Below are 24749 nucleotides of genomic sequence, written 5' to 3'. Positions count from 1 at the left end.
TTCCGCGCCGACTGCCTCAGTCGGCCGGGCGCATCGCCCACTGCAGGACGGCGCGCCGCACCGGGTCGGGCAGCATCAGCACCTGCGGCTCGGCCTCGACCCAGCCGGGTTGCTTGGTGCGCTTGGCCTGCTCCAGATGATCACGGTCGATGGCCTGCGTCAGGTCGAGGTCGCGCGCGCCGTCGGGACCCTGGACCGAGACCCAGTACAGGTAGTCCTCCCCCTCCTCCCGCAACCGGAAGACGATCTCGATGGCCATGCGCTCCCGGTCGAGCGAGGCGACGCACTCGTCCACCCGCTCGTCCAGCATGGCCATCCAGCGGTCGGCCTCGGCAGAGGCGCCGGGCAGCACCTTGCCGCGTGATAGCGACACGGTCAGCCCCTCGGGAATGCTCTTCGGACTCATGGGGCGAATCGTCTCGCACCCCACCGCGTAGGTTTGTCGCCGTGCGAATTGCAGTGCTGGCCGGCGGTATCGGCGGGGCCCGTTTCCTGCGTGGAGTGCGTGCGGCATTCCCCGGCGACGACGGCGACCACGAGATCACCGCCATCGTGAACACCGGCGACGACGTGACCCTGCACGGGCTGCGCATCTGCCCGGACCTGGACAGCGTCATGTACACCCTCGGCGAGGTCCACGACGTCGAGCGCGGCTGGGGCCGTACCGGGGAGACATGGCGGATCAAGGAGGAGCTCGCCGCGTACGGCGCGGAGCCGTCCTGGTTCGGCCTCGGCGACCTGGACATCGCCACCCATCTCGTCCGCACCCGGATGCTCGAGGCCGGCTACCCGCTCAGCGCCGTCACCGAGGCGCTCTGCCGGCGCTGGCAGCCCGGCGTCACGCTGCTGCCGATGTCGGACGACCGCTGCGAGACCCACGTCGTGGTGGAGCTCGCCGAGGCGGGCGAGGCCACCGCGCGACGGCGGGCCATCCACTTCCAGGAATGGTGGGTCCGGCATCGCGCCAGCCTGCCGGCGCAGGCGTTCGTCCAGGTCGGCGTCGACGACGCCACACCGGCGCCGGGCGTCCTCGAGGCCGTCGCCTCCGCGGATCTGGTCCTCATCGCCCCCAGCAATCCGGTGGTCTCGATCGGCACCATCCTCGGCGTGCCGGGCATCCGGGAGGCTCTCGCGGACGCGCCGGCGCCCGTGGTGGGCCTCTCCCCCATCATCGGCGGGGCACCGGTGCGGGGGATGGCTGACTCCTGCCTGCCGACGATCGGCGTCGAGGTGAGCGCGCAGGGGGTGGGGCGTCACTACGGCGCCCGGCGCGACGGCGGACTGCTCGACGGCTGGCTGATCCACGACACCGACACCGCCGACGTCCCCGGCGTCCGGGTGGCGGCCGTCCCGCTGCTCATGACCTCCGACGACGCCACCGCGGCCATGGTCCGCGCGGCGCAGGAGCTGGTGGTATGAGCGACGCGCCCGGAGCGAGGCGAGGACGCGTGAGCGACGCTTGCGGAGCGACTCAGCAGCACAGCGCACACCGAGCCTCGTGCGCGCCCGGAGCGAAGCGAGGATGCGTGAGCGACGCTTGCGGAGCGACTCAGCAGCACAGCGCACGCCGAGCCTCGTGCGCGCCCGGAGCGAAGCGAGGACGCGCATGAGCACCGATCACGCCGCGCCCCGGATCGAGATCGAGGCGGTCACCGGGATCGGGGAGATCCACCCCGGCGACGACCTCGGCCGCATCATCGTCGACCACACGACGCTGCACGACGGCGATGTCGTGGTGGTGACCTCCAAGATCGTCTCCAAGGCCGAGGGGCGCATGGTGGTGCTGGACTCCGCCGACCCCGAGGTCCGCGAGGCCGCCCGGCAGGCCGCCATCGACGCCGAGACCGTCCGCCTCGTCGCGCGCCGCGGCACGCTGCGCATCGTGGAGAACCGGCAGGGGCTCGTCATGGCGGCCGCGGGCGTGGACGCCAGCAACGTGGCCCGCAACGAGCTCGCGCTGCTGCCCGTCGACCCGGACGCTTCGGCGGCGCTGCTGCGCGACCGGCTGCGGGAGCTGACCGGCGTCACCGTCGGCGTCGTCCTCAGCGACACGATGGGACGACCCTGGCGCGGCGGCGTCGTCGACCAGGCGATCGGCGTCGCCGGCTTCGGCGCGCTCAGTGACCCGCGGGGGCAGACCGACGCCTACGGCAACACGCTGGAGGCCACCATCGTCGCCGTCGCCGACGAGGTCGCCGCCGCCGCCGACCTGGTGAAGGGCAAGCTCGGCGGGGTGCCGGTGGCGGTCGTGCGCGGCCTGGGCGCCGGCAACCGGCTCGCCGACGACGGCCGCGGCAGCCGCGAGCTGCGACGCGGGGCCGACGACGACATGTTCCGGCTCGGCACCGCCGAGGCCATCGCAGTGGGACGGGCCGACGCCGAGCGCGCCGACTCGACCCCGCCCCCGCTGCACGCCGATGCCCTGGACGTCATCGGCGCCATGCCCCCCGGCGAGGTCGCGGACGCCGCGATCCGCCAGGCCTTCCTCGGCTTCCTGGCCGCGCGTCCCGACGCGATGTGGCGCTCCTGCGTGCCGGGCCACCTGACGGCGAGCGCGCTGGTGGTGGACCCGTCGCGCGGCGCCGTGCTGCTGACCCTGCATCCCCGGGTCGGCATGTGGCTGCAGCTCGGCGGGCACTGCGAGCCCGGCGACCACACGCTGCTGGACGCCGCGGCCCGCGAGGCCCGGGAGGAGAGCGGCATCGGGTCGCTGTCCTTCGACCCCACCCCGCTCAACCTGGGCATCCACCCCATCACCTGCTCGCTCGGCGTCGCCACCCGGCACTTCGACGTCCGCTTCCTGGCGCTCTCCGCGCCGGGGGCGGAGCCGGTCCGCAGCGAGGAGTCGTTGGACCTGCGGTGGTTCCCCTGGGACGACCTGCCGCACGACGTCTCGCCGGAGATCTCCAGCCTCGTCGCCATGGCCCGCAGCAGGGTCACGTGAGCGCGCTCGACCAGCTCAGTGACTGGCCGGTCCGGACGGCGGCGGCCGCGGTCGTCGGCCCCGACGGCGTGCTGGCGACCCGTGGCCCGGACGACCACGTCTTCGCCCTGGCCTCGGTCACCAAACCACTCGCCGCCCTGGCCGTCCTGGTCGCGGTCGAGGAGGAGGCCGTGAGCCTGGACGATGCAGCCGACCCCGAGCTGCTGCCGGGCGCGACGCTGCGGCACCTGCTCGCACACGCCTCGGGAATCGCCGGCGACCAACCACGTCGCCAGTACGCACCGGCCGAGCGGCGGGTGTACTCGAACGCGGGATTCGACCTCGCCGCGGGCCTGGTCGAGCGCGGCACCGGGATGCCCTTCGCGCAGTACCTGCAGGAGGCCGTCTTCACGCCGCTGCAGATGTCCGGCGCCACCCTGGACGGCTCCCCCGCGCATGCCGGCCGTGCCACTGTCGGTGACATTGCGCGGGTCTGCGCAGAATTGCTCTCCCCCACCGGACTACTGGCCCCTGAGACGCTGACGGAGCTGCGATCGGTGCAGTACCCGGGCCTGCGTGGCGTTCTGCCCGGTTACGGCGGACAGACCCCCAACGACTGGGGCCTCGGCTTCGAGTTGCGCGGGACGAAGTCGCCGCACTGGACCGGCTCGGCGAACTCGGAGCAGACCTACGGTCACTTCGGCCAGGCGGGCACCATGTTCTGGGTCGACCCCGTGGCCCGGCTGGCGCTCGTCGCCCTGGCCGACGAGCCCTTCGGCGACTGGGCCAAGCAGGCATGGCCGCCGCTGTCGGACGCGGTACTGTCGGAGTACCGCTAACCGCGTCCTAGATTGCGCGGATGTCGGTGTAATTGAACTTGGGGCCGTAGCGGGGCGCCCGGATGCCGGTGGCCTCGATGAGCCGCATGACGCGCTGTCGCTGCCCCGGCCAGGCGCCGAGCAGCTCCACCATCTCCTCGTCGGTGCCCCGGGCGCGTCCGGTGAGCAGGTGCACCACCATGTTCTTGAGGTGGTAGTCGCCGACGCTGACGGCATCCGGGTCGCCGAGGGCCCGCTGGGTGGTCTCGGCGGCGGTCCACAGTCCGATGCCGGGGATCAGCAGCAGCCGCCGGGTGGCGTCCGCGTGGGTCATGGCGGCGGCCTCGTCCAGCCGGCACGCGACGCCGGCCGCGGCCCGGATGGCCCGCTGGCGTTTCAGATCCACCCCGAGCCGGTGCCACTCCCAGCCGGGGAGCTCGAGCAGCGCCTGCGGTGACGGCGGGACGCGCAGGCCCGGCTGCGGTCCGGGGGCGGGCGCGCCGAAGCGCAGCAGCAGCAGGCGCCAGGAGCGGCGCGCCTCGAGACCGGTCACCTTCTGCTCGAGCACGGCCGGCACGAGGGCGTCGAAGACCAGGCCGGTGCTCACCAGCCGCAGCCCGGCGCTACGCCGGTGCGTCTCGTGCAGCAGCCGATGGGAGCTGACGTCGAGGCCGGACCAGTCGTCGTCACGGCCGAGCATCACCGGCAGTCGGGCGAGCAGCCAGTCGGCACCGGGGCCCCACGCCTCGGCCGTCACGACGCTGCCGGTGGCACTCACCGCCAGCGTGCCGGGGCCGTCCGGGGTGAGGCAGGCGCGCCAGAAGCGGCCGGCCGAGTCCCAGCGGTGGGCGGGATCGTCCCGACCCCGCCGCAGCGGCGCCAGGGTGGCCCGCAGGTCGATGCGGTGCCCGGCATCCCAGCTCAGCACGCCGTCGATTGTGACTCACGGCGGCGACAGCCGGTGGCGCGTGCCTCAGACGTCGGCCGAGAAGCGCAGCGAGCAGTCCGGTAGCACGACATCGGGCCAGAGCCGTGCGCCGTGGCGTAGCTCGACCCGCTCCCCGACCGTGGCGCGGTCGCCGACGACCGCGTCCTCGATCACCGCGCCGGCACCGATCACCGCGCCGGCACCGATCACCGAAGCGCGGACCACCGCACCCGGACCGATCCGCGCCCCGTCGAAGACCACCGAGGCATGGACCTGCGCACCCTCGGCGACGACGGCGCCCCGGCCGACGGTGGTGCCACCGGTGACCGTGCCGGCGACCTCGGCGCCGGGCAGCAGCAGTGACTCTCCCGGCGTCGCGACGGCCGGCGAGGGCGCGCGGCCGAGCACGAGGTCGCAGGAGCCGGTGACGAAGTCGGCGGGGGTGCCGAAGTCGCGCCAGTACCCGTCGTGGACGTAGCCGTAGACCCCAGCACCTGCCTCGAGCAGGCCGGGGAAGGTCTCCCGCTCGACCGACACCGGACGTCCGGTGGGGATCGTGTCGATGACGGGGCGCCGGAAGACATAGAGGCCGGCGTTGATCTGATCGGTGACCGGGTTCGGGTCCTTCTCCAGGAAAGCCGTGACGCGGCCGTCGGGGTCGGTGGGCACGCAGCCGAAGGCCCGCGGATCGCTCACCCGCGTCAGCGTCAGCGTGACGTCGGCGTCGCGCTCGTGGTGACTGGCCAGCAGCGCGACGAGGTCGACACCGACGAGGTTGTCGCCGTTGAGCACCAGCACCGTGTCGCCGCGCAGCGAGTCGGCGACGTTGCGGATGCCGCCGCCGGTGCCGAGGGCCTCGGTCTCGACGACGTACTCCAGCTCCACCCCGAGGTCGGCGCCGTCGCCGAAGTGCTCCTCGAAGACCTCGGCCCGGTAGCTCGTACCGAGCACGACGTGGGTCACCCCCGCCTCGCGCAACCGGGTCACCAGATGGGTCAGGAACGGCACGCCTGCCGTCGGCAGCATCGGCTTCGGCGCGCTGAGCGTGAGCGGCCGCAGCCGCGTGCCCAGCCCGCCGACGAGGATGACGGCGTCGGTGTCGGTCATGGGCGGTCCTCCGGAGGTCGCCCCGCAGCCTGCCACACCCTGCGGGGGTGTGCGGTCACCCCCGACGAACTGTGAACAGCGTCGTACCGACGCCCATGGCCCACTGCAGGTCGTAGCCGGTGACGGTCGTCGTCCGCGCCTTGCCGTTGCTGCCAGTGCCGGTGAGCCGGGCCGAGAGCACCCGGCCACCCCAGGCGCCGCCGCCGTCCCGCTTGGTGATGGCCAGCCGGGTCAGCTTCGCGAAGCCGAACTGCGAGGCCAGCGAGCGGACCGACACCGTCCGGGTGTAGTTCACGTAAGGGTTGCCGGGCGCGCCGGGGTCGTAGGGGTCGGCCTTGGCGGGCAGGTACGGCTGTCCGCCCGAGGCCATGTACCCGCCGTTGGAGGCCGAGAACTGGGCGAAGACGGTCCGACCCTGGTAGCGCAGCACCTGGTTCGCCGTCGCCACGGCGGCGGGCTGGTAGTCGCGGGCGACGATGCGACCGGCACGGTCGTACCGGGCGCGGCCGCCGTAGACCTGGCACTGGGTGGTGTCGCAGATGTCGTAGTTCCGGGTCCCCTCGTTCTCCACGGCGTAGCGGCCGTAGGAGCGGGCGGCGACGGCCTGCGCGTTGACGGCCTGCGCCTGCCACGAGGTCGGGATCTCGCTGGGGACGACCCCGGCGGTGTAGTTGTCCAGGCTCGTCCGGTTCACCGGGTAGGCACCACTGCCCGAGCGGACCGCCCGCAGCGCGCCGAGATAGCGGACGCTCGACCCGTCCGCCCGGTACAGCCGCACCGAGCCCTTGGTGGTGCGCCAGAACTCGCTGCCGTCGGGCAGCCCGCTGCGCACGGTCCGCCAGCTGCTGCCGGCGGCGCTGCCCAGCTGCTGCAGCGTGAAGCCGGTCCCGCTCGGCGCGAGGCGGTACTTCTTGATGCCGGTGATCGGCAGGGCGTTGCGCTGCCCGGTGACGGTGAGCCCGCGGTAGGCGGCCACGGTCAGTGAGTTGGGGAATCCGGAGAGCCGCACCCGGATGGTCGAGGCAGCGAGCCGCGTCACGGCGGCACCGGGGTAGTAGAAGTTGAGGATCTTGCTGAACGACAGGCCCTTGGCCGCCGCGCCCTCGGCGCCGTACTGGCTCATGCCGTGACCGTGACCGTTGCCGCGCAGCGTCACCACCAGCGTCCCGGTGGGCGAGAGGGTCACCGTCTCGGCCGCGGCGGGCGGGGTTGAGGCGGCTAGCAGGGACGCGGTCAGGGCCGCGGCACCGGCCAACGGCAGGACGAGCTGACGGGAGAGACGTCCGGGCATGGTTCGGGGCACCCGGTGGGGGGACGGGCTCATTTACCACTCGATTCGGGGGGATCGTCGGCGACACGCCGTGGTGAATTCGAGGTTAGTTTATGTCCCCGGCGATCGGAACCCCCGCGCCACTGCTCGTCCCCAGCCATCCTCGCGCAGCAGTCGGCGACCCGCCCCGCGGCGTGCGCCGAAACCGGCGCAGGGGCGGTTAGCCTCGGCCCCGATGAGCGACGACGACCATCCCGCCTCGGCCACCGACCGCGCCGCGGCCGGGCCCCGGCCCGTCCGGGAGCTCGGCGGCGGCATGCCCTGGAAGGTCCGCGTGGGGCTGCGAGCGCTCTGCGCCTCGATCTCCCTGCTCGTCCTCGTCGCCAGCGGCGTCGCCTGGGCGACCTTCCAGAACTTCCAGAACAAGGTGCCGCACGGCGAGAGCGTCCCCGGCGCCGGTCGGGACGCCGACGGCCGCCAGCAGAACATCCTGCTCATCGGCAACGACACCCGCGCCGGCGCCACCCGCGCGGAGCTCGACGCCCTCCACACCGGCCACGACACGACGACGGTCAACGCCGACACGATGATGGTGCTGCACCTGCCCTCCGGCTCGGACGCGCGGCCGACGCTGGTCTCCTTCCCCCGCGACTCCTGGGTCACCATCCCCGGCCAGGGCCCCGGCAAGCTGAACTCGGCCTATCCGGACGCCTACAACGCCGCCCGCTCCGCCGGGCGGAACGAGGAGCAGTCCGAGAGCGCGGGCATCCGCGCCACCATCGCCACCATCCAGGCCCTCACCGGCCTGAAGATCGACCACTACATGCAGGTCAACCTGCTCGGCTTCTACCGGATCAGCAACGCCATCGGCGGCGTCGAGGTGTGCCTGAACGCGGCGCAGAACAAGTACACCGAGACCGACGGCACCCGCCGCGGCTTCAGCGGCATCGACCTGCCCAAGGGCGTCTCGACCATCAAGGGCAAGCAGGCGCTCGCATTCGTCCGGCAGCGTCACGGCCTGCCCGGCGGCGACCTGGACCGCGTGAAGCGGCAGCAGTACTTCCTCAAGGCCGCCTTTGCCAAGATCACCTCGGCGGGGACGCTGCTCAACCCCTTCAAGATGCGGGATCTGCTGCACGCCATCAGCTCGTCCATGCTCACCGACCCCGGCCTGGACCTGCTGTCGTTGGCCAAGCAGTTCCAGTCCCTCACCGCCGGCAAGATCCAGTTCGCCACCCTCCCCAACGACGGCAGCAAGCTGATCTACCCCGGCGGCATCGAGACCTCGATCATCCAGGTGAACACCAAGGCCATCCCCGCCTTCGTCGCCCAGCTCGAGGGCAAGACCGACGACGCGATGCGTAAGGCCAAGGCCGCCGCGCCGGCGTCGGTCACCGTCGACGTCCTGAACGGGACCGAGACCAGCGGCCTCGCCGCCAAGAACGGCTCCGGATTGCAGCGGCTCGGCTTCCGGGTGGGCACGGTCGGGACGGCCGACCCGACGAAGAAGACGACGGTGCAGTACCCGCCCGGCGCCGAGGCGCAGGCCAAGGCCGTCCTCGCCGCCGTCCCCGGCGCGAAGGCCACCCTGGTGCCCGACGCGGCGCGGGTGACCGTGGTGGTGGGCGACAACGACGTGATGGTCCGCGGCGTCACGCCGCCCCCGGCACCGGCGGGCTCCCACGGCGGCTCCGCGAGCTCGTCCGGCGGCACCGGTGGCGTCTCTCCCGAGGCGGCCAACGGCCTGGGCTGCATCAACTGAGAGCTCGCTTCAGCCCTCTCACATCGAAACAACTTGTACGGTGGCGCGGTGTCCACTCCCGAACTGCCCGCCCATCTCGACCCTCGCGGTCGTCACCGCGGTGGCCAGGACAGCGGCCTGCACGGCGGCCTGCACGCCCTGCGGCCGCTCGGCCGGGTCGTCGGATCCATCCTCTCGGTCACGCTGCTCGTGGTGGCCGGCTACGTCTGGTACCAGTTCCGCGACCTGAACAACAACACGTCCCGGCTGGGTGTGAAGGTCGGGGCGCAGGAGGCCGGCGGCACGCCCGCGCCGGACATCGACGGCAAGGACCAGAACATCCTCGTGGTCGGCAACGACGACCGCGAGAACATGACCGACGCCGAGGTCAAGGAACTGCACGTCGGGCGTGACGGCGGCAGCCTCGCCACCGACACCATGATGATCATCCACGTCCCGGCCGACGGCACCCGCGCCACGCTCATCTCGCTGCCGCGCGACACCGTCGTCGACATCCCCGACGGCTACCGTCCGAACAAGCTCAACTCCCCGTACGCCAGCGCGTACACCGACGCCAAGGCCGCCGGGAAGTCCGACACCGAGGCGCGGACCGCGGGCGCGAACCTCCTCATCAAGACGATCACCAACCTCACCGGCCTGCAGGTCGACCACTACGTGCAGATCGACCTGCTCGGCTTCTACCGCCTCAGCAAGGCCATCGGCGGTGTCCCGGTCAACCTCTGCCACAACGTCGACGACCGCAACAAGACCGTGATGGCACGCGAGGGCGTCCGGGGTGGTTCCGGGCTCTACCTCAGCAAGGGCAAGCACGTCCTCTCCGGCCGGGAAGCCCTGGCCTTCGTCCGGCAGCGGCACGGGCTGCAGGGCGGCGACTTCGCCCGGGTGAAGCGGCAGCAGTACTTCCTCACCGCCGCCTTCCGCCAGGTCGCCTCCGCCGGCATCCTCTTCAAGCTGCGCGAGGTCGGCGACGCGCTCAAGCGCTCGGTCTACTTCGACGAGTCGCTCAACATCCTGGATCTGGCCCGGCAGCTGCAGAACCTCACTGCGAACAAGATCGTCGGCAAGACCATCCCGGTCGCCGACGACGGCAGCGTGAACGTCGCCAAGGTGAAGCGCTTCGTCGCCAAGGTCATCGACCCGCCAGCGGCATCGCCGGCACCGGCGAGCTCCGCGCCCGGGACGAGCGGCAGCAAGGCCCCCGCCTCCTCGGCCTCGTCGTCGCAGGTCTCGAAGTCCCCCGCGGCGATCGACAGCAAGTGCATCAACTGACCCCGGAGCGGCGCTTCGCCGCCCTCGTCGCCGAGGACGCCTCGCGGCCCTTCGTGACCTATTACGACGAGGTCAGCGGCGAGCGGTCCGAGCTGTCGCGCAAGTCGCTGGCGAACTGGGTGGCCAAGACCCGGAACCTGCTGGGTGACGAGCTGGGCCTCGGCGTCGGCGACACGGTGGCGGTCGCGCTGCCGATGCACTGGCTCGCTGCACCGATCGTCCTGGGCTGCCTCGCGGCGGGCGTGACGATAGCCAGCGACGGCGCGGTGGACGCCGCCTTCGGCACACCGGACTCCGTGGCCGACCTCGACGTCGACGACCGGTTCGTGATCGACCCTGCGCGCGGAGCCTTCGGCTTCGGCTACGCGGCCCCCGCCGGGACGACCGACTACGTGAGCGCGGTCCGGCCGCAGGGCGACGCGTGGGCGGCGGTCAGCATGCCGGCGGGACCCGCCGACCCGGCCGTGGTCGGCACGACCCGCGGCGAGCTGCTCGCCGCCGCGACCGAGCGCGCCGAGCAGATCGGGCTCACCGAGGGTGGCCGGTTGCTCGTCGTCGACGACGCCTCGTGGCACGAGACGGTGCTGCTGCCGCTGGCCGTCGGCGGGTCGGTCGTGATGCTGCGGCAGGGGTTCGGGGCGGGTCCCGTGCCCGACGACATCGTCGCCCGCCGTGCCGAGCAGGAGCGCGTCACCGTCCGGCGGTGATCACAGCGGCTGGATGCCCCAGCTGCCGGCCCAGGTGTCGCCGGGCTCCAGCACGACGAGCCCGTCGCCGCTGTTGAAGGCGTTGGGCGCGCAGCTCATCGGCTCGATGGCGATGCCGTGCTGCCCCGGCGTGACGTCGTCGACGGTGAAGACCTGCAGGTAGCCGAAGGCCGCGTCGAACCAGAGCCGCGTGGCGCCGTCGGCTGTCCGGAGCACCGCGCCCGCCCGGCCGTCGGCGTCCCGCTGCACGCCGGTGAAGCCGCTGTCGAAGCGGCGCGAGCCCAGCCGGGCGCCGGAGCGGAAGTCGGTGGCGGCGTCGACGGCTCGCCGGCCGACCGGCAGCTGGTGCTCGTCGGTGACGAGCTGCTCGGCGACGGGGAGCGTGAGCTCGACGTCGTCGAGGCGGGTGCCGCCGCTGGACAGGTACGGGTGCGACCCGGCGCCGAAGGGCGCGGGGCCGGTGCCGTGGTTGCGGGCGGCGAGGGTGACGGTGAGACCGCGCTCGGCGTGCACCTCGTAGGTGACCTCGACGCGGACCTCGAACGGGTAGCCCTTCTGCGGCACGATGTCGAGACCGAGGGTGACGAGGTGGGCGTCCTGGCGGACCGGCGTCCAGCGCACCCAGCGGCCGAGACCGTGGATCGCGTTGCCGGCGTCCGGTTCGGTCAGCGCCAGCTGCTGTCCCTCGCCGGCGAAGGTGTAGCGACCGCCGGCGAGCCGATTGGGCCAGGGCACCAGGGTGCTGCCGCAGCCCTTGGGCGGCAGGATGCCGTCGCCGTAGCTGCAGGTGAGGTCCCGGTCGCCGACCCGGTAGCGCAGCGGTCCCGCGCCGACCTCGACGACCGTGGCCAAGTGCTCCTCGGCTGTGATCGTCCACTCCTTGCCGCTGAGGGTCATGGTTGCGACGGTAGCGACCGGCCGGGGCCTCGCTAGGCTGCGGGCCATGTCGAATGCGTTCTCCGACCTCGCCGACCGCATCCTCGCCGGGGAGACCCTCGGCCGAGAGGACGCCCGGGAGATCCTGCAGTCCTCCGACGACGACCTGCTCGACCTCGTCGCCGCCGCCGGCCGGGTGCGCCGCAAGCACTTCGGCACGAGCGTCAAGGTGAACTACCTCGTCAACCTGAAGTCCGGCCTCTGCCCCGAGGACTGCTTCTACTGCTCGCAGGCCGTCGGCTCGAAGGCCGAGGTGCTGAAGTACACCTGGCTCTCGCAGGACGAGGCGGTACGCCAGGCCAAGCTCGGCCTCGACGGCGGCGCCTCGCGCGTCTGCCTGGTCGCCTCGGGGCGCGGTCCGCACCAGCGCGATGTCGACCGGGTCGGGGCCGTGGTCAGCGAGCTGAAGCAGCAGCACCCGCAGGCCGAGGTCTGCGCCTGCCTGGGGCTGCTCTCCGACGGGCAGGCCGAGCAGCTCAAGGCCGCCGGTGTCGACGCCTACAACCACAACATCAACACCGCGGAGTCGCGCTACGAAGACATCTGCACCACCCACGACTACGCCGACCGGGTCGACACCGTCGAGAAGGCCAAGGCCGCCGGATTGTCGCCGTGCTCCGGCCTGATCGTGGGCATGGGTGAGACCGACGACCAGCTCGTCGACGCCGTCTTCGCCCTGCGCGACCTGGACAGCGACTCGATCCCGGTCAACTTCCTCATGCCCTTCGAGGGGACCCCGCTGCAGGACGAGTGGACGCTGACGCCGGGCCGCTGCCTGCGCATCCTGGCGATGGTGCGGCTGGCCGCCCCGACCGCCGAGGTCCGGATGGCCGGCGGTCGCGAGATGCACCTGCGCTCGCAGCAGCCGTTGGCGCTGCACCTGGCGAACTCGCTCTTCCTCGGCGACTACCTCACCAGCGAGGGGCAGGCTGCTGCCGCCGACCTGGCGATGATCGCCGACGCCGGGTTCCACGTCCTGGGCGCCGACGACACCGACGAGGCCCGCAGCCGTCCGGTCTCGCGGCAGCGCGGCGCCGGGACCGAGGTCGCCCCCAACGCCTGACCGTCGCCTTCCCCTGTCGTCTGGTCGATTTCCGGCTCGCCGATCGACCAGAGCGCAGGGGAAGCGTCAGGTGGCGGCGGTGTCGTAGGTCCAGAACGAGCGGACGGCGAACCCCGCCACCGCGACGACGGCGATGCAGGCGATGCCGCCGCCGACCCAGGAGAGGGTGGGGCTCACCGCCGCCGCGGTCCCGCCCGCCCGGAGGTCGCCCAGGCGCGGACCGCCGGCGACGACGGCGATGAAGACACCCTGCATGCGGCCCCGCATCTCGTCCGGGGCGTAGGTCTGCAGGATGGTCTGCCGGTAGACGGCGCTCACGAGGTCCGCGGCGCCGGCCACGGCGAGCAGGGCGACGGCGAGCCACAGCTGGTGCGCCAGTCCTGACAGCGCCACCGCCGCACCCCAGCCGAGGATGGCGAAGGTGAGGGCCCGGCCTTGTCGCCGGACCCGGCCGATCCAGCCGCTCGACAGCCCGGCGATGACGGCCCCGATGGCGATCGCGGCGTAGAGCGGACCGACGTTGCCGCCGAAGCGGTCGTCGGCTACCTCGGGGAAGAGTGCGCGGGGCATCGCCAGCACCATGGCGGCGATGTCGACGAAGAACGACATCAGCAGCACCGGGCGAGTGGCGATGAAAGCCAACCCCTCGGCGACGGACCGCAGGCCGAGCTTGGGCGCGTGGCCGTCGGGCTTGATGGCGGGCAGCCGCAGCGCCGAGTAGAGCGCGGCGGTGAAGAGCACGGCGTCGACGCCGTAGGCCAGGGCGAAGCCGTGGGGCAACGTCACCAGGACGCCGGCGAGCAGCGGTCCGGCCACCTGCCCAACGTTGCCGACGGTGAAGTTCAGGGTGTTGGCAGCGGGGACGAGCTCGGTCGGCACCAGCCGCGGGATGATGGCGCCCCGTGCCGACGAGGCCACCGCGAACGCCCCGGACTGCACCGCCACGAGGGCGAGGATGAGCGGGACGTTGTCCAGGCCGGCCAGCGTCTGCACCAGCAGCGCCAGGGTGACCGTCCAGGACAGCAGCGAGGACCAGAAGTAGAGCACCCGCCGGTCGATGGCGTCGGCGATCGCGCCGCCGTAGAGGCCGAAGACGACGATCGGGACCAGCCCGGCGAGCCCGACGAGGCCGACGTAGAGCGACGAGTGGGAGATGGCATAGATCTGCACCGGGACCGCGACCTGGGTCAGCATCGAGCCGATGAACGAGGTGCCCTGCCCTATCAGCAGACGCTTGTAGGCGGGGATCGCGAGCGGCCGGGTGTCCACCGCCTGTTTGCGCAGCATCGCGCGAAGTCTCCGGGCCTGCTCTGCGGCGACATCCGCCGAGACGTCGTCGGCCAACACCTGGTTTGCACCCGGCGGCGCCTCCAACTCCTCCGCTGACGCCACGTCAGCGGCGTTGCGAGGTGCACACGGTTCCTTCGTCATGGGGCTAGACGCTCGATCGTCCAGCTGGCGCCGTCGCGGCGGTAGCGGATGCGGTCGTGCAGGCGCCCCACCCGGCCCTGCCAGAACTCGACGGCGTCGGGGGCGAGCAGGTAGCCGCCCCAGTGCGGCGGCGCCGGCACCGGACCGTCGCCGAAGCGTGCCGCGGCGGCCGCCTCGGCCGCCTCGAGCTCGGCGCGCGAGGCCACCACCGCGGACTGCGGCGAGGCCCACGCTCCCAGCTGAGAGGCCCGCGGCCGGGAAGCGAAGTAGGCCTCGGTCTCCTCTCGCGACACCTGCGTCACCGCACCGACGAGACGGACCTGCCGCTCCATCGGCAACCACGCGAAGACGGCGGCTCCGCGCGGGTTGGCGGCGAGGTCGCGGCCCTTGGCCGAGTCGTAGTTGGTGTAGAAGACGATGCCGCGCTCGTCGATGGCCTTGGCCAGTACCGTCCGGACATCGGGACGTCCGGCGGCGTCGGCTGTCGCGAGCTGGATGGCGTTGGGCTCGGCGACGCCGGGGTCGGCCACGGCCTCGTCGAACCAGGACCGCAGCTGCGGCAGCCAGTGGTCGGCGACATCGGCCTCGGCGAGATGGCCGCGGGTGTAGCTGTGTCGCAATCCGGCGGGATCGATGGTGCCGTCGCTCATTCCCGCCATCTTCGCACCTGCCCGCCAGCGTCCGGCAACGATGTGGGAAGAATGGGGCCTGCCGGCGTGACCCGCCGGTGCGACAGTCTTGCCTTGATTCCCGGAACAACCCGAACGGAGCGCGTCTATGGCAGCCGACTACAGCCCGGGCCTCGAAGGCGTCATCGCCTTCGAGACCGAGATCGCCGAGCCCGACAAGGACGGCGGCGCGCTGCGTTACCGCGGTGTCGACATCGAGGATCTCGCCGGCAGTGTCACCTTCGGCAACGTCTGGGCGTTGCTCGTCGACGGCAAGTTCGGCCCGGGCCTCCCGCCGGCCGAGCCGTTCCCGATCCCGGTGCACACCGGCGACGTGCGCGTCGACGTCCAGGCCGCGCTGGCCATGCTCGCCCCGGTGTGGGGTTACCGCCCGCTGCTGGACATCAGCGACGAGGAGGCCCGCGAGCAGCTCGCGCGTGCCGCCGTCATGGCGCTCTCCTACGCCGCCCAGTCGGCCCGCGGGCTGTCGAACCCGGCGGTGCCGCAGTCGCGCATCGACCAGTGCGACACCATCATCGAGCGGTTCATGACGCGCTGGCGTGGCGAGCCCGACCCCAACCACGTCAAGGCCGTGGACGCGTACTTCGTCTCCGCCGCCGAGCACGGCATGAACGCCTCGACCTTCACCGCCCGCGTCATCGCCTCCACCGGCGCCGATGTCGCCGCCGCGATGTCCGGTGCCATCGGCGCCATGTCCGGCCCGCTGCACGGCGGCGCCCCGGCGCGCGTGCTGCCGATGATCCAGGAGGTCGAGAAGTCCGGGGACGCCCGCGGCTTCGTCAAGGGCATCCTGGACCGCCACGAGCGGTTGATGGGCTTCGGCCACCGCGTCTACCGCGCCGAGGACCCCCGCGCCCGCGTGCTGCGCCGCACCTGCAAGGAGCTCGGCGCCAGTCGCTACGACGCCGCCATCGCCCTCGAGCAGGCCGCCCTGGCCGAGCTGCGCGAGCGTCGTCCGGACCGCCCCATCGAGACCAACGTCGAGTTCTGGGCCGCGGTCATCCTGGACTTCGCCGAGGTGCCGCCGCACATGATGCCGGCGATGTTCACCTGTGCCCGGACCGCTGGCTGGTCGGCGCACATCATGGAGCAGAAGAAGACCGGTCGCCTGGTGCGGCCGTCCGCGCGCTACGTCGGTCCCGACCCGCGCAAGCCCGAGGACGTCGAGGGCTGGGCGGACATCGACCACGGCTGAGACCAGCGCCGATCGTGGACCCACACGCTCGATTGTTCGGCGTGTCGGTCCACGATCGGCGGTCAGCCGAAGGTGACGCCCTCGCCGCGGTAGGTCGGCACGGTCTGGACCACGGCACCGTCGGCGACGACGTGGATCTCGGCGAAGCGCTCGTTCAGCTCACCGGCCTTGGCGTGCCGGAACCACACCCGGTCGCCGACGGCCAGCGTCTCGGCCGCGGCGCCCCGGACCGGCGTCTGGACCTCGCCCGCCCCCTCGGTCCCGACGAGCGACAGCCCCCGCAACACCGGTGAGGGCACCCGGGTCTTGCCCGCCGGGCCCGAGGCTATGTAGCCACCGCCGAAGAGCGTGGCGATGCCGGGGGCTGGGCGCCGGACCACCGGCAGCGCGAAGAAGAGCGCCGGACGCGGCGCGAAGGCCCGGTAGTGGTCGAAGAGCGTCGGGACGAAGAGCCCTGACCCCGCCGTCACCTCGGTGACGCACGGGTCGGCCGAGCTCACCTCGAGGCTGCCGGTGCCGCCGGAGTTGACCAGCTCGAGCCTGCCGGTGGCCTGCTCCACGGCCGCGACGACCGCCCCGCGGCGCTCCCGCAGCTCGGCCGCCGAGCGCCGCTTCACCAGCCGCACGGCCGGGGAGCTGTCCGGCAGCCCGGCGATCTGCGCCTCGTAGAACATCACGCCGACGACGCGGAACCCCATGGCATCGGCGGTAGTGGCGACCATGACCGCATCGGTCGGCGTCCGCAGCGGCGAGCGGCGGACGCCGAGGTGCAGGGGGCCGAGCCGCAGCGAGGCGTCGACGTCCAGGCAGACCCGGATCGGAGCCGACGTCTGCCGCCGGACGAAGGCCAGCTGCTCGGGGCCGTCCACCATGATCGTGATCGCGGCGAGCAACTCGTCGTCCGAGCCGAGCTCGCGCAGCGCCCCGGCGTGCGCGCTCGGATAACCGACGAGCACGTCGGTCATCCCGCCGCGCACCAGCCAGATCGCCTCGGCCACCGAATAGGCCATGACCCCGGCGACGCCGGGGACGGCGAGCACGCGGTCGAGCACCCAGCGGCAGCGCACCGACTTCGACGCCACCCGCACCGGGGTCCCGCCGGCCCGCCGCACCAGATCGGCCGCGTTGGCGTCCAGGGCGGTGAGGTCCAGCGCGGCCAGCGGGGCGTCGAGATCGGCGGTGGCGCGGGTCAGCTGCTGCACGTCAGGGGTCGGCCGGGTGCTCACCGCGGCAGCCTACGGCTCGGCGAATGGCACGATGCTCCGGTGACGACGTGGACGAACTGGGCCGGGACGGTGACCGCGGACGTGGCGGTGGCGCGACCGGCCACCGTGACGGCACTGCAGCAGGTGGTCGCCGAGGCCACCGCGCGGGGTCAGCGCATCAAGGCCGTGGGCGCCGGGCACTCCTTCACCGCGATCGCCGCCACCGACGGCCTGCAGCTGCGGTTGGACCGCCTCGCCGGCATCGTCCACGCCGACCGCAACACCGGCCTGGTGACCGTGCTCGCCGGCACCCGGCTGCACGACCTCAACGCCGCGCTGTGGCAGCTCGGCCTCGGCCTCACCAACCTCGGCGACATCGACGTGCAGTCCGTCTCCGGCGCGATCTCGACCGGGACCCACGGCACCGGGCTGCGGCTGGGCGGGCTCGCGACGCAGGTCCGCGCCCTGGACCTGGTGCTCCCCGACGGCTCCCTGCTGCACTGCGACGCGGTCGAGAACCCCGACGTCTTCGCCGCGGCGCGCATCGGCCTCGGCGCGCTCGGGGTCATCGCCACCGTCACGCTGCAGGCCGAGCCGGCCTTCGCCCTTGCGGCGCAGGAGGCCCCCGCCTCGCTCGACGACACCCTCGCCGACCTCGACGCCCTCGTGGCGGGCAACGACCACTTCGAGTTCTACTGGTTCCCCCACACCCGGCGGGTGCTGACCAAGGCCAACAACCGGGTGCTCGCCGAGACGGCGCTGCGTCCGGTCGGCCGGCTGCGGGGCTGGATCGACGACGAGTTCCTCTCCAACAAGGTCTTCGAGGGCATCAACCGGCTGACCACGCGACGACCCGAGCTGATTCCGGCCGCCAACCGCGTCGCCGCTCGGGCGCTCTCGGCCCGCGGGTACATCGACCGCTCCTACCGCGTCTTCGCCTCGCATCGAGACGTCCGTTTCCGCGAGATGGAGTACGCCGTCCCCCGCGCGGCGGTGCCGCAGCTGCTCGCCGGCATCGAGTCCGCTCTCGCCGCCAGCGGGGAGCAGATCGGCTTCCCGATCGAGGTGCGCTTCGCCGCCGCCGACGACATCTGGCTCTCCACCGCGCAGGGTCGGGAGTCCGGGTACGTGGCCGTCCACCAGTACCACCGGCGCGACCACCAGCGGTTCTTCCGGCAGGTCGAGGCACTCGCCGTCGAGCTGGACGGACGGCCCCACTGGGGCAAGCTGCACGAGCGCGACGCCGCCTCACTGCGACCGGTCTACGAGCACTTCGACGACTTCGTCGCCCTCCGGGACAAGCTCGACCCCGGTCGCGCGTTCGGCAACGAGTACCTCGACCGCGTGCTCGGCTGAACCGCGCGACGGTGGGGCCGCCGCGAGGTGCAAACGGCGAGCGGCCACCCGGGACACTGGGCCGGTGACCGCCACCGAGCTCACCATCCCCGCCGACCTGCTGCCCGCCGACGGCCGGTTCGGGTCGGGACCGTCCAAGGTGCCGGCCGCGACGGTCCGGGCGCTGGGCGAGACCGGCGGCACGCTGCTCGGCACCAGCCACCGGCGCCAGCCGGTCAAGGACATCGTGGCCCGCATCCGTCGCGGGCTCGCCGAGCTCTTCTCGGTGCCGGACGGCTACGAAGTGGCGCTCGGCAACGGCGGCTCGACGCAGTTCTGGGACATCGCCGCCTTCGGCCTGGTCCGCGAGCGCGCCGCCCACGCCGTCTGCGGCGAGTTCTCGAGCAAGTTCGCCAAGGTGAGCGCGGGGGCGCCGTTCCTGGCCGACCCGGTGGTCACCTCGGCCGACTACGGTTCGGCGCCGGAGCTGCGTCCGGTCGACGGCGTCGACGTCTACGCCTGGCCGCACAACGAGACCTCCACCGGCGTCGTGCTGCCCGTCCGGCGGATCGCCGACCCCGACGCCCTCATGCTCGTCGACGCGACCTCCGCGGCCGGCGGCATCACCGTGGACGTCGCCGAGACCGACGTCTACTACTTCGCCCCGCAGAAGTCCTTCGCGGCCGAGGGCGGGCTGTGGCTGGCGCTCCTCTCCCCGGCGGCGATCAGCCGCGCCGCGGAGCTCGGCGCCGCGCGCTGGACGCCGCCGTCGCTGGACCTCACCATCGCGCTGACCAATTCCCGCCAGGACCAGACCTACAACACCCCCGCCCTGGCGACGCTGTGGCTGCTGGCCCATCAGATCGAGTGGCTGCTCGAGCAGGGCGGACTGTCGTGGGCGGCCGGTCGCAGCGCCGACTCCGCGAGCCGGCTCTACGGCTGGGCCGAGGCCTCGCCCCATGCCCGGCCCTTCGTCGCCGATCCGTCCCATCGCAGCCCGGTGATCGGCACCATCGACCTCGACGAGGCCATCGACGCCGGCCGGGTGGCGGCGGTGCTGCGCGCCAACGGGATCGTCGACACCGAGCCGTACCGGGGGCTCGGCCGAAACCAGCTGCGGATCGGCATGTTCCCGGCGGTGGAGCCCGACGACGTCAGCGCCCTGACTGCCTGCGTGGACTTCGTGGTCGGCCACCTCTGAGCTCCGCCGGCGGCGTGTGCTCCGCCGAAACCGCCGGGGGCCACCTATCGTCGCGAGGTATGCGCCAGTTGCGTCTCACCCGCGTCGCCGCGGACACCGGCGATCTCGTCCTGGACAGTGCCGACGGGCTGGAGAGCTTCTCGCTCCGGGTCGACGACGCCGTGCGCGCCGCCGTGGCCTCCCTCGCCGTGCCCGCAGTCGAGGCTCAGGCGCCGCGGCACGCGGTGCCCGCGCCGAGCAGCGCGCCCGTCGAGATCGGACCGCGGGAGATCCAGGTCCGCGTCCGGGCCGGCGAGTCGCCGCAGGAGCTCGCCGACTCCCTCGGCGTCGCCCTCGATCGCGTTATGCGCTTCGCCGGACCGGTCATGGACGAGCGGCTGCGTATCACCGACGAAGCGCGCCGGGCCCGCGCCCGCCGCCCCGGCGCCGAGACCGAGCTGGTGCAGTTCGGCGAGACCGTGGACGACCGCTTCACTGCTCACGGCCTCGTCGCCACCGAGGTCGAGTGGGACTCCCGGCGCCGCGAGGACGGCGACTGGGTCGTGGTGGCCGAGTGGTCCGGCGGCGAGGGACGGCACCGCGCCGAGTGGCTCTTCCACCGTGCCTCGCGGACCGTCTCCCCGCTGGACGATAGCGCCGAGGACCTCCTCAGCGACCGTCCGATCAGACCCGTCGTCCCGCCGCAGCCCGAGCGTCCCGTCCTCACCGCCGCTCCCCCACTGCAGGCGGGTGTGGTCGCCTTCCCGCCCATGCCGGACGCGCACACCGGACCGCTGCCGCGCTACCAGGAGGTCTTCGACCAGGAGGCCCCGCCCGAGGGCCCGCGCGAGCTGCCGCCCTTCGTGCCGGCCAACGCCTCCATCGAGTACGACGAGCCGCCGCTGCCGCTCGGGATCACCGACCCGGCCCAGCGCCCGGAGGCCGCGGGGGTCCCGCCGCACCCGCTGGCCCGCCTCACCAACGTCAACAAGAAGCGCGACGAGTCCGAGGACGACAAGGCCGCGCGCGCCCGCATCCCCTCCTGGGACGACATCCTGCTCGGGGTCCGCCGCAAGGACTGAGCACGCGGCCTGAAACTCGCTCGCCCGCTGTCAGGGGTGAGACGTAGCCTCGCTCAACGTGGCGAGCCCGGACGATCAGCAGCACGTCGGGTCGAACGACACCCTGCGGGTGCTGTGGCGGCTGCGCCGCTGGGTGCGGCCCCACCGTCGGGCCGTCGCCGTCATGTTCGTCACCTCGGCCGGCGCGATGCTCGCGCAGGCCCTCGTCCCGCTCGTCACCGGCGCGGTGGTGGACGGCCCCATCCGGCACCGGGACACCGCCGGCCTGTGGGCCCTGGGTGGCCTCGCTTTGCTCTTCGGCGTGGCCGAGGCTGCGCTCTTCTTCGGCCGTCGCTGGGCGATGGCGAGCGCCGCGCTGGGGGTCGAGACTGACCTGCGGCGTGACCTTTTCGCGCACCTGCAGCGGCTGCCGGTCGCCTTCCACGACCAGTGGCCCTCCGGACAGCTGCTGTCGCGGCTGACCACCGACCTGTCGACGCTGCGCCGCTTCATCGGCCTGGCCGCAGTGTTCCTGCTCGCCAACGCGCTGGCGATCACCGTCATCATCGGCGTCATGATCCACCTCCAGCCGTGGCTGGGGCTGGTGGTTGTGGCGTCGATGGTGCCGCTGCTGCTCGGGACGGTCCGCTTCGAGAAGCGCTACAGCGTCGACTCGCGCCGCACCCAGGACCTCACCGGTGACCTCGCCACCTCGGTGGAGGAGTCGGCGCTGGGGATCCGGGTCATCAAGTCCTTCGGCCGCCGGCGCCACATGCTCAGCGGCTTCACCAGCGACGCGTCGCGGCTGCGCGCCGCGGAGCTGGTCAAGATCGGCACCCTCGCCCGTTTCTGGATGCTGCTGGAAGGGTTGCCCCAGCTGGCGTTGGCCGTCGTCGTCACGGGGGGTGTCGTCGCGACCGCCAACGGTGCGATGACGCTCGGCGACCTCGTCGCCTTCGTCGGGCTCTTCCTGCAGCTGGTCTGGCCGATCGTGATGTTCGGCTGGCTGCTGTCCCTCACCGAGGAGTCCGCCTCGGCGTGCCGCCGCATCTTCGAGGTGCTCGACACGGCGCCGACGATCGTCGACCCCGAGGCGCCGGTGGCGGCCGAGAAGGGCACCGCGCTGCGTTTCGAGGACGTCCGCTTCCGGTTCGCCGACGCCGAACGCGACGTCCTGCGCGGCGTCGACCTCGACATCGCCCCCGGCGAGACGATGGCGCTGGTCGGTGCCGTCGGCACCGGCAAGACGACGCTCACCGCCCTGGTGCCGCGGCTCTACGACGTCACCGGCGGCCGGGTGACCATCGGCGGGGTCGACGTCCGCGAGCTGCGCCTGGACCAGCTGCGGCACGCTGTCGCCACGGCCTTCGAGGACGCCACGCTCTTCTCGGCCAGCGTCCGGGAGAACCTGACCCTCGGTCGCGCCGGGCTCACCGACGCCGACCTCCTGGAGGCCCTCGACGTCGCGCAGGCCGACTTCGTCCACGAACTGCCCCACGGGCTCGAGACCCGCATCGGCGAGCAGGGGCTGTCGCTCTCCGGCGGGCAGCGACAGCGCCTCGCCCTGGCCCGTGCCGTCATCGGACGGCCGCGGGTGCTGGTGCTGGACGACCCGCTCTCGGCCCTCGACGTCCACACCGAGGCGCAGGTGGAGGCGGCGCTGCGGCGCGTGCTCGCCGGCACCACCGCCCTCGTCGTGGCCCACCGGCCCTCCACCGTGCTGCTCGCCGACCGGGTGGCGATGCTGGACGACGGCCGGATCGCTGCCGTCGGTACCCACAGCGAACTCCTCGAGACCGTGCCGGCCTACCGTCGCCTACTCGCGCAGACAGCCGAGCTGGAGGCCGCGCCATGACCGACACGTGGCAGGGACGAACCGTCGAGACGGCTGCCGACACACCCGATCTGCGCAATCCGCAGGCGGGGCGCGCGCTGCTGCGGGAGCTGATCCGTCCGTATCGCCGTCAGATCGCCGGGGTGCTGCTGATCGTCCTCGGGCAGGTGACCGCGACGATGGCGGCGCCGTGGCTCGTCGGGGTCGCCATCGACGACGCGCTCCCCGCGGCGGCTGACGGCGATTACCGCTCGCTCACCCTGGTGGGCTGCCTGCTCCTCGCCTCGGCGCTGCTCTCGGGCTGGCTGCGCGCGGTCTTCGTGGTGCGCAGCGGACGGGTCGGCCAGGCGATCCTCTTCGACCTGCGGCGTCGCGGTTTCGACCACGCGCAGGCCCTCTCCGTGGCGTTCCATGAACGCGTCACCTCCGGCAGGGTCATCTCGCGGCTCACCTCGGACGTGGACACCCTGACCGAGCTGCTCGACACCGGGCTGGACGGGCTGCTGACCGCGGTCTTCAACAGTGCGGCGATCGCGGCGCTGCTGCTCTTCCTCGACGTCCCGCTCGCCCTCATCGCCTTCGGTTCCCTGGTGCCGCTGCTGGTGCTCTACCGCTGGTTCTCGCCGCGGGCGGCCGTGGCGTTCCGCGCCACCAGGGACAAGGTCGCCACCCTCATCGTGGAGATCGTCGAGACCTGCAACGGCATTCGCGCGGTACAGGCGTTCCGCCGCGAGAAGCGCAACGACGCGATCTTCGCCGAGCTCAACGACCGGTACCGGCTGGCGAACCGGGACACCTTCCGGCTGCAGGCATGGTTCATCCCCGGCACCGCGCTGATCGGCAACGTCGCGACGGTGGCGGTGCTCGTGGTCGGGGGTTACCGGGTGGCCGGCGGCGGCCTGGAACTGGGGGTGCTGACCTCCTTCCTGCTCTACCTGCGGCAGTTCTACGACCCGATGCAGGACGTCGGCGTCTTCTACAACTCGCTGCAGTCGGCCACCGCGGCCATGGACAAGATCGCCGCGCTGCTGGCCGAGCCGGCCGAGGTGGCGGAGCCGAGCGACCCCCGCGCGCTGCCGCAGCCGGTCCGCGGCGGCGTCCGCTTCGACGCGGTGAAGTTCGGGTATCACGCCGACCGACCGGTGCTGCGACGACTGGATCTCGACATCCCCGCCGGAGAGACCGTCGCCCTCGTGGGCGCCACCGGCGCAGGCAAAACGACGCTGGCCAAGCTGCTGTCGCGCTTCTACGACCCGACGGCCGGACGGGTGCTGCTCGACGGTGTCGACCTGCGGGAGATCGCCGACGAATCGCTGCGCAGCGCCGTCGTGATGATCACCCAGGACGGTTTCCTCTTCTCGGGGTCGGTCGCGGACAACATCGGCTTCGGACGCCTCGACGCCACCCGCGACGAGATCGTGGCCGCGGCGCGGGCGGTCGGCGCCCACGACTTCATCAGCGCGCTGCCCGAGGGCTACGACACCGACGTCCGCAAACGCGGGGGCCGCCTCTCTGCCGGACAGCGGCAGCTGGTCGCCTTCGCCCGCGCGTTCCTCGCCGACCCGGCGGTCCTCATCCTGGACGAGGCGACGTCCTCGCTCGACGTGCCTACCGAGCGGGCGATCCAACGAGCGCTGCGGACGGTGCTCGCCGACCGGACCGCGCTGATCATCGCCCACCGCCTCAGCACGGTGGAGATTGCCGACCGGGTGCTGGTGATGGCCGACGGGCAGGTCGTCGAGGACGGCAGCCCGGAGGCCCTGGTGGGTTCCGGCGAGGGCCACTTCGCCAGGCTGCACGAGTCGTGGCGGACCTCGCTGGTGTGACCGTCGACGGCCCGGCCGCCGCGACCGCGCCGCAGGAGGATCGCAGAAGCTGCAGCACCCTCGCATGAGCCGTCGCAGGAGCCGGCACAGGAACCGGCACAGAAGCTGGCACAGAAGCTGGCGCGACCCCTTGGGCGTACACCAGGCGGAGCCAGCCGGGGCCGGACCCTCGAAGTCGTGACGTCGGCCCCTACGTTTTTCAGCCCCGTG

At 72.6% G+C, this 24749-nt stretch carries 21 protein-coding genes; 13 read left to right on the top strand and 8 right to left on the bottom strand.

The genetic code is table 11. The annotated features are described in order from the left end of the window. Positions 1–16: 16 nt before the first annotated feature. Positions 17–406, bottom strand: a complete 390-nt coding sequence (locus AC0NZQ_RS09395; RefSeq protein ID WP_474529548.1) for a DUF6176 family protein — start codon at positions 404–406, stop codon at positions 17–19. A 41-nt stretch (positions 407–447) separates the two neighbouring features. Between AC0NZQ_RS09395 and cofD the strand changes: the two genes are divergently transcribed. The 3 genes from cofD (at position 448) to AC0NZQ_RS09380 (ending at position 3762) form a co-directional block, all read left to right on the top strand. Continuing rightward, complete coding sequence (cofD, locus tag AC0NZQ_RS09390; RefSeq protein ID WP_474529547.1) at positions 448–1419, top strand: 2-phospho-L-lactate transferase; 972 nt, start codon at positions 448–450, stop codon at positions 1417–1419. Positions 1420–1606: 187 nt separating this feature from the next. After that, the gene (locus tag AC0NZQ_RS09385) at positions 1607–2944 is read left to right on the top strand and encodes a coenzyme F420-0:L-glutamate ligase (protein WP_474529545.1); all 1338 of its coding nucleotides are present in this window, start codon (positions 1607–1609) and stop codon (positions 2942–2944) included. Then, the gene (locus tag AC0NZQ_RS09380) at positions 2941–3762 is read left to right on the top strand and encodes a serine hydrolase domain-containing protein (protein WP_474529544.1); all 822 of its coding nucleotides are present in this window, start codon (positions 2941–2943) and stop codon (positions 3760–3762) included. Before AC0NZQ_RS09385 ends, AC0NZQ_RS09380 begins: the two co-directional genes overlap by 4 nt. 7 nt (positions 3763–3769) lie before the next feature. On the opposite strand, the gene AC0NZQ_RS09375 is transcribed toward AC0NZQ_RS09380, so the two are convergent. From AC0NZQ_RS09375 to AC0NZQ_RS09365, 3 genes are read right to left on the bottom strand one after another with little or no spacing between them, the layout of a single operon-like run. Beyond that, positions 3770–4669, bottom strand: a complete 900-nt coding sequence (locus tag AC0NZQ_RS09375) for a DNA-3-methyladenine glycosylase family protein (RefSeq protein WP_474529543.1) — start codon at positions 4667–4669, stop codon at positions 3770–3772. Between the two features lie 45 nt (positions 4670–4714). Next, complete coding sequence (gene manB / locus AC0NZQ_RS09370; protein ID WP_474529542.1) at positions 4715–5776, bottom strand: mannose-1-phosphate guanylyltransferase; 1062 nt, start codon at positions 5774–5776, stop codon at positions 4715–4717. A gap of 55 nt (positions 5777–5831) precedes the next feature. Next, positions 5832–7100, bottom strand: a complete 1269-nt coding sequence (locus AC0NZQ_RS09365) for a SpoIID/LytB domain-containing protein (RefSeq protein WP_474529541.1) — start codon at positions 7098–7100, stop codon at positions 5832–5834. A 181-nt stretch (positions 7101–7281) separates the two neighbouring features. Here AC0NZQ_RS09365 and AC0NZQ_RS09360 point away from each other — a divergent pair, with 181 nt between their 5' ends. Genes AC0NZQ_RS09360 through AC0NZQ_RS09350 form a run of 3 tightly spaced genes read left to right on the top strand, consistent with a single transcriptional unit; the run spans position 7282 to position 10784 of the window. Further along, entirely contained in the window at positions 7282–8808 is a 1527-nt protein-coding gene (locus tag AC0NZQ_RS09360; protein WP_474529540.1) for an LCP family protein, read from the top strand. Between the two features lie 48 nt (positions 8809–8856). Then, positions 8857–10077, top strand: coding sequence for an LCP family protein (locus AC0NZQ_RS09355; protein ID WP_474529539.1), 1221 nt, complete (start codon positions 8857–8859; stop codon positions 10075–10077). After that, positions 10065–10784 carry a TIGR03089 family protein gene (locus tag AC0NZQ_RS09350; RefSeq protein WP_474529538.1) on the top strand — a complete coding sequence of 240 codons (720 nt, stop codon included), beginning with the start codon at positions 10065–10067 and terminating at the stop codon, positions 10782–10784. The genes AC0NZQ_RS09355 and AC0NZQ_RS09350 overlap by 13 nt, the downstream gene beginning before the upstream one ends. On the opposite strand, the gene AC0NZQ_RS09345 is transcribed toward AC0NZQ_RS09350, so the two are convergent. After that, positions 10785–11681, bottom strand: a complete 897-nt coding sequence (locus AC0NZQ_RS09345) for an aldose 1-epimerase family protein (RefSeq protein ID WP_474529537.1) — start codon at positions 11679–11681, stop codon at positions 10785–10787. 46 nt (positions 11682–11727) lie between these two features. On the opposite strand from AC0NZQ_RS09345, the gene bioB reads away from it, so the two are divergent. Further along, a complete protein-coding gene (gene bioB / locus AC0NZQ_RS09340) occupies positions 11728–12783 on the top strand; it encodes a biotin synthase BioB (protein WP_474529535.1) in 1056 nt (351 codons plus the stop codon). A 66-nt stretch (positions 12784–12849) separates the two neighbouring features. Here the strand turns inward: bioB and AC0NZQ_RS09335 are convergent, their stop codons facing one another. Both AC0NZQ_RS09335 and pdxH read right to left on the bottom strand, forming a co-directional pair. Continuing rightward, positions 12850–14214, bottom strand: a complete 1365-nt coding sequence (locus AC0NZQ_RS09335; RefSeq protein ID WP_474529534.1) for an MFS transporter — start codon at positions 14212–14214, stop codon at positions 12850–12852. Beyond that, positions 14211–14864, bottom strand: coding sequence for a pyridoxamine 5'-phosphate oxidase (gene pdxH / locus AC0NZQ_RS09330; RefSeq protein WP_474529533.1), 654 nt, complete (start codon positions 14862–14864; stop codon positions 14211–14213). The genes AC0NZQ_RS09335 and pdxH overlap by 4 nt, the downstream gene beginning before the upstream one ends. 127 nt (positions 14865–14991) lie before the next feature. Between pdxH and AC0NZQ_RS09325 the strand changes: the two genes are divergently transcribed. Then, entirely contained in the window at positions 14992–16098 is a 1107-nt protein-coding gene (locus AC0NZQ_RS09325; protein ID WP_474529532.1) for a citrate synthase 2, read from the top strand. A 62-nt stretch (positions 16099–16160) separates the two neighbouring features. Here the strand turns inward: AC0NZQ_RS09325 and AC0NZQ_RS09320 are convergent, their stop codons facing one another. Next, on the bottom strand, positions 16161–17324 hold the full coding sequence (locus AC0NZQ_RS09320) for an amino acid deaminase/aldolase (protein WP_474529531.1): 1164 nt from the start codon (positions 17322–17324) through the stop codon (positions 16161–16163). Between the two features lie 39 nt (positions 17325–17363). Between AC0NZQ_RS09320 and AC0NZQ_RS09315 the strand changes: the two genes are divergently transcribed. The 5 genes from AC0NZQ_RS09315 to AC0NZQ_RS09295 all read left to right on the top strand — a co-directional run bounded on the left by AC0NZQ_RS09315 (position 17364) and on the right by AC0NZQ_RS09295 (position 24539). Continuing rightward, the gene (locus AC0NZQ_RS09315; protein WP_474529529.1) at positions 17364–18659 is read left to right on the top strand and encodes a D-arabinono-1,4-lactone oxidase; all 1296 of its coding nucleotides are present in this window, start codon (positions 17364–17366) and stop codon (positions 18657–18659) included. Between the two features lie 64 nt (positions 18660–18723). Beyond that, a complete protein-coding gene (serC, locus tag AC0NZQ_RS09310; RefSeq protein ID WP_474529528.1) occupies positions 18724–19839 on the top strand; it encodes a phosphoserine transaminase in 1116 nt (371 codons plus the stop codon). Positions 19840–19898: 59 nt separating this feature from the next. After that, a complete protein-coding gene (gene sepH, locus AC0NZQ_RS09305; protein ID WP_474529527.1) occupies positions 19899–20900 on the top strand; it encodes a septation protein SepH in 1002 nt (333 codons plus the stop codon). A 58-nt stretch (positions 20901–20958) separates the two neighbouring features. Beyond that, positions 20959–22734 (top strand): ABC transporter ATP-binding protein, encoded by a 1776-nt coding sequence (locus AC0NZQ_RS09300; RefSeq protein ID WP_474529526.1) that lies wholly within the window; start codon positions 20959–20961, stop codon positions 22732–22734. Further along, a complete protein-coding gene (locus AC0NZQ_RS09295) occupies positions 22731–24539 on the top strand; it encodes an ABC transporter ATP-binding protein (protein ID WP_474529525.1) in 1809 nt (602 codons plus the stop codon). Before AC0NZQ_RS09300 ends, AC0NZQ_RS09295 begins: the two co-directional genes overlap by 4 nt. The last annotated feature ends 210 nt before the right edge of the window (positions 24540–24749 follow it).

The organism is Jatrophihabitans sp. sgz311053, from assembly GCF_056135305.1.
This window is presented reverse-complemented; position numbering and strand designations above follow the sequence as displayed.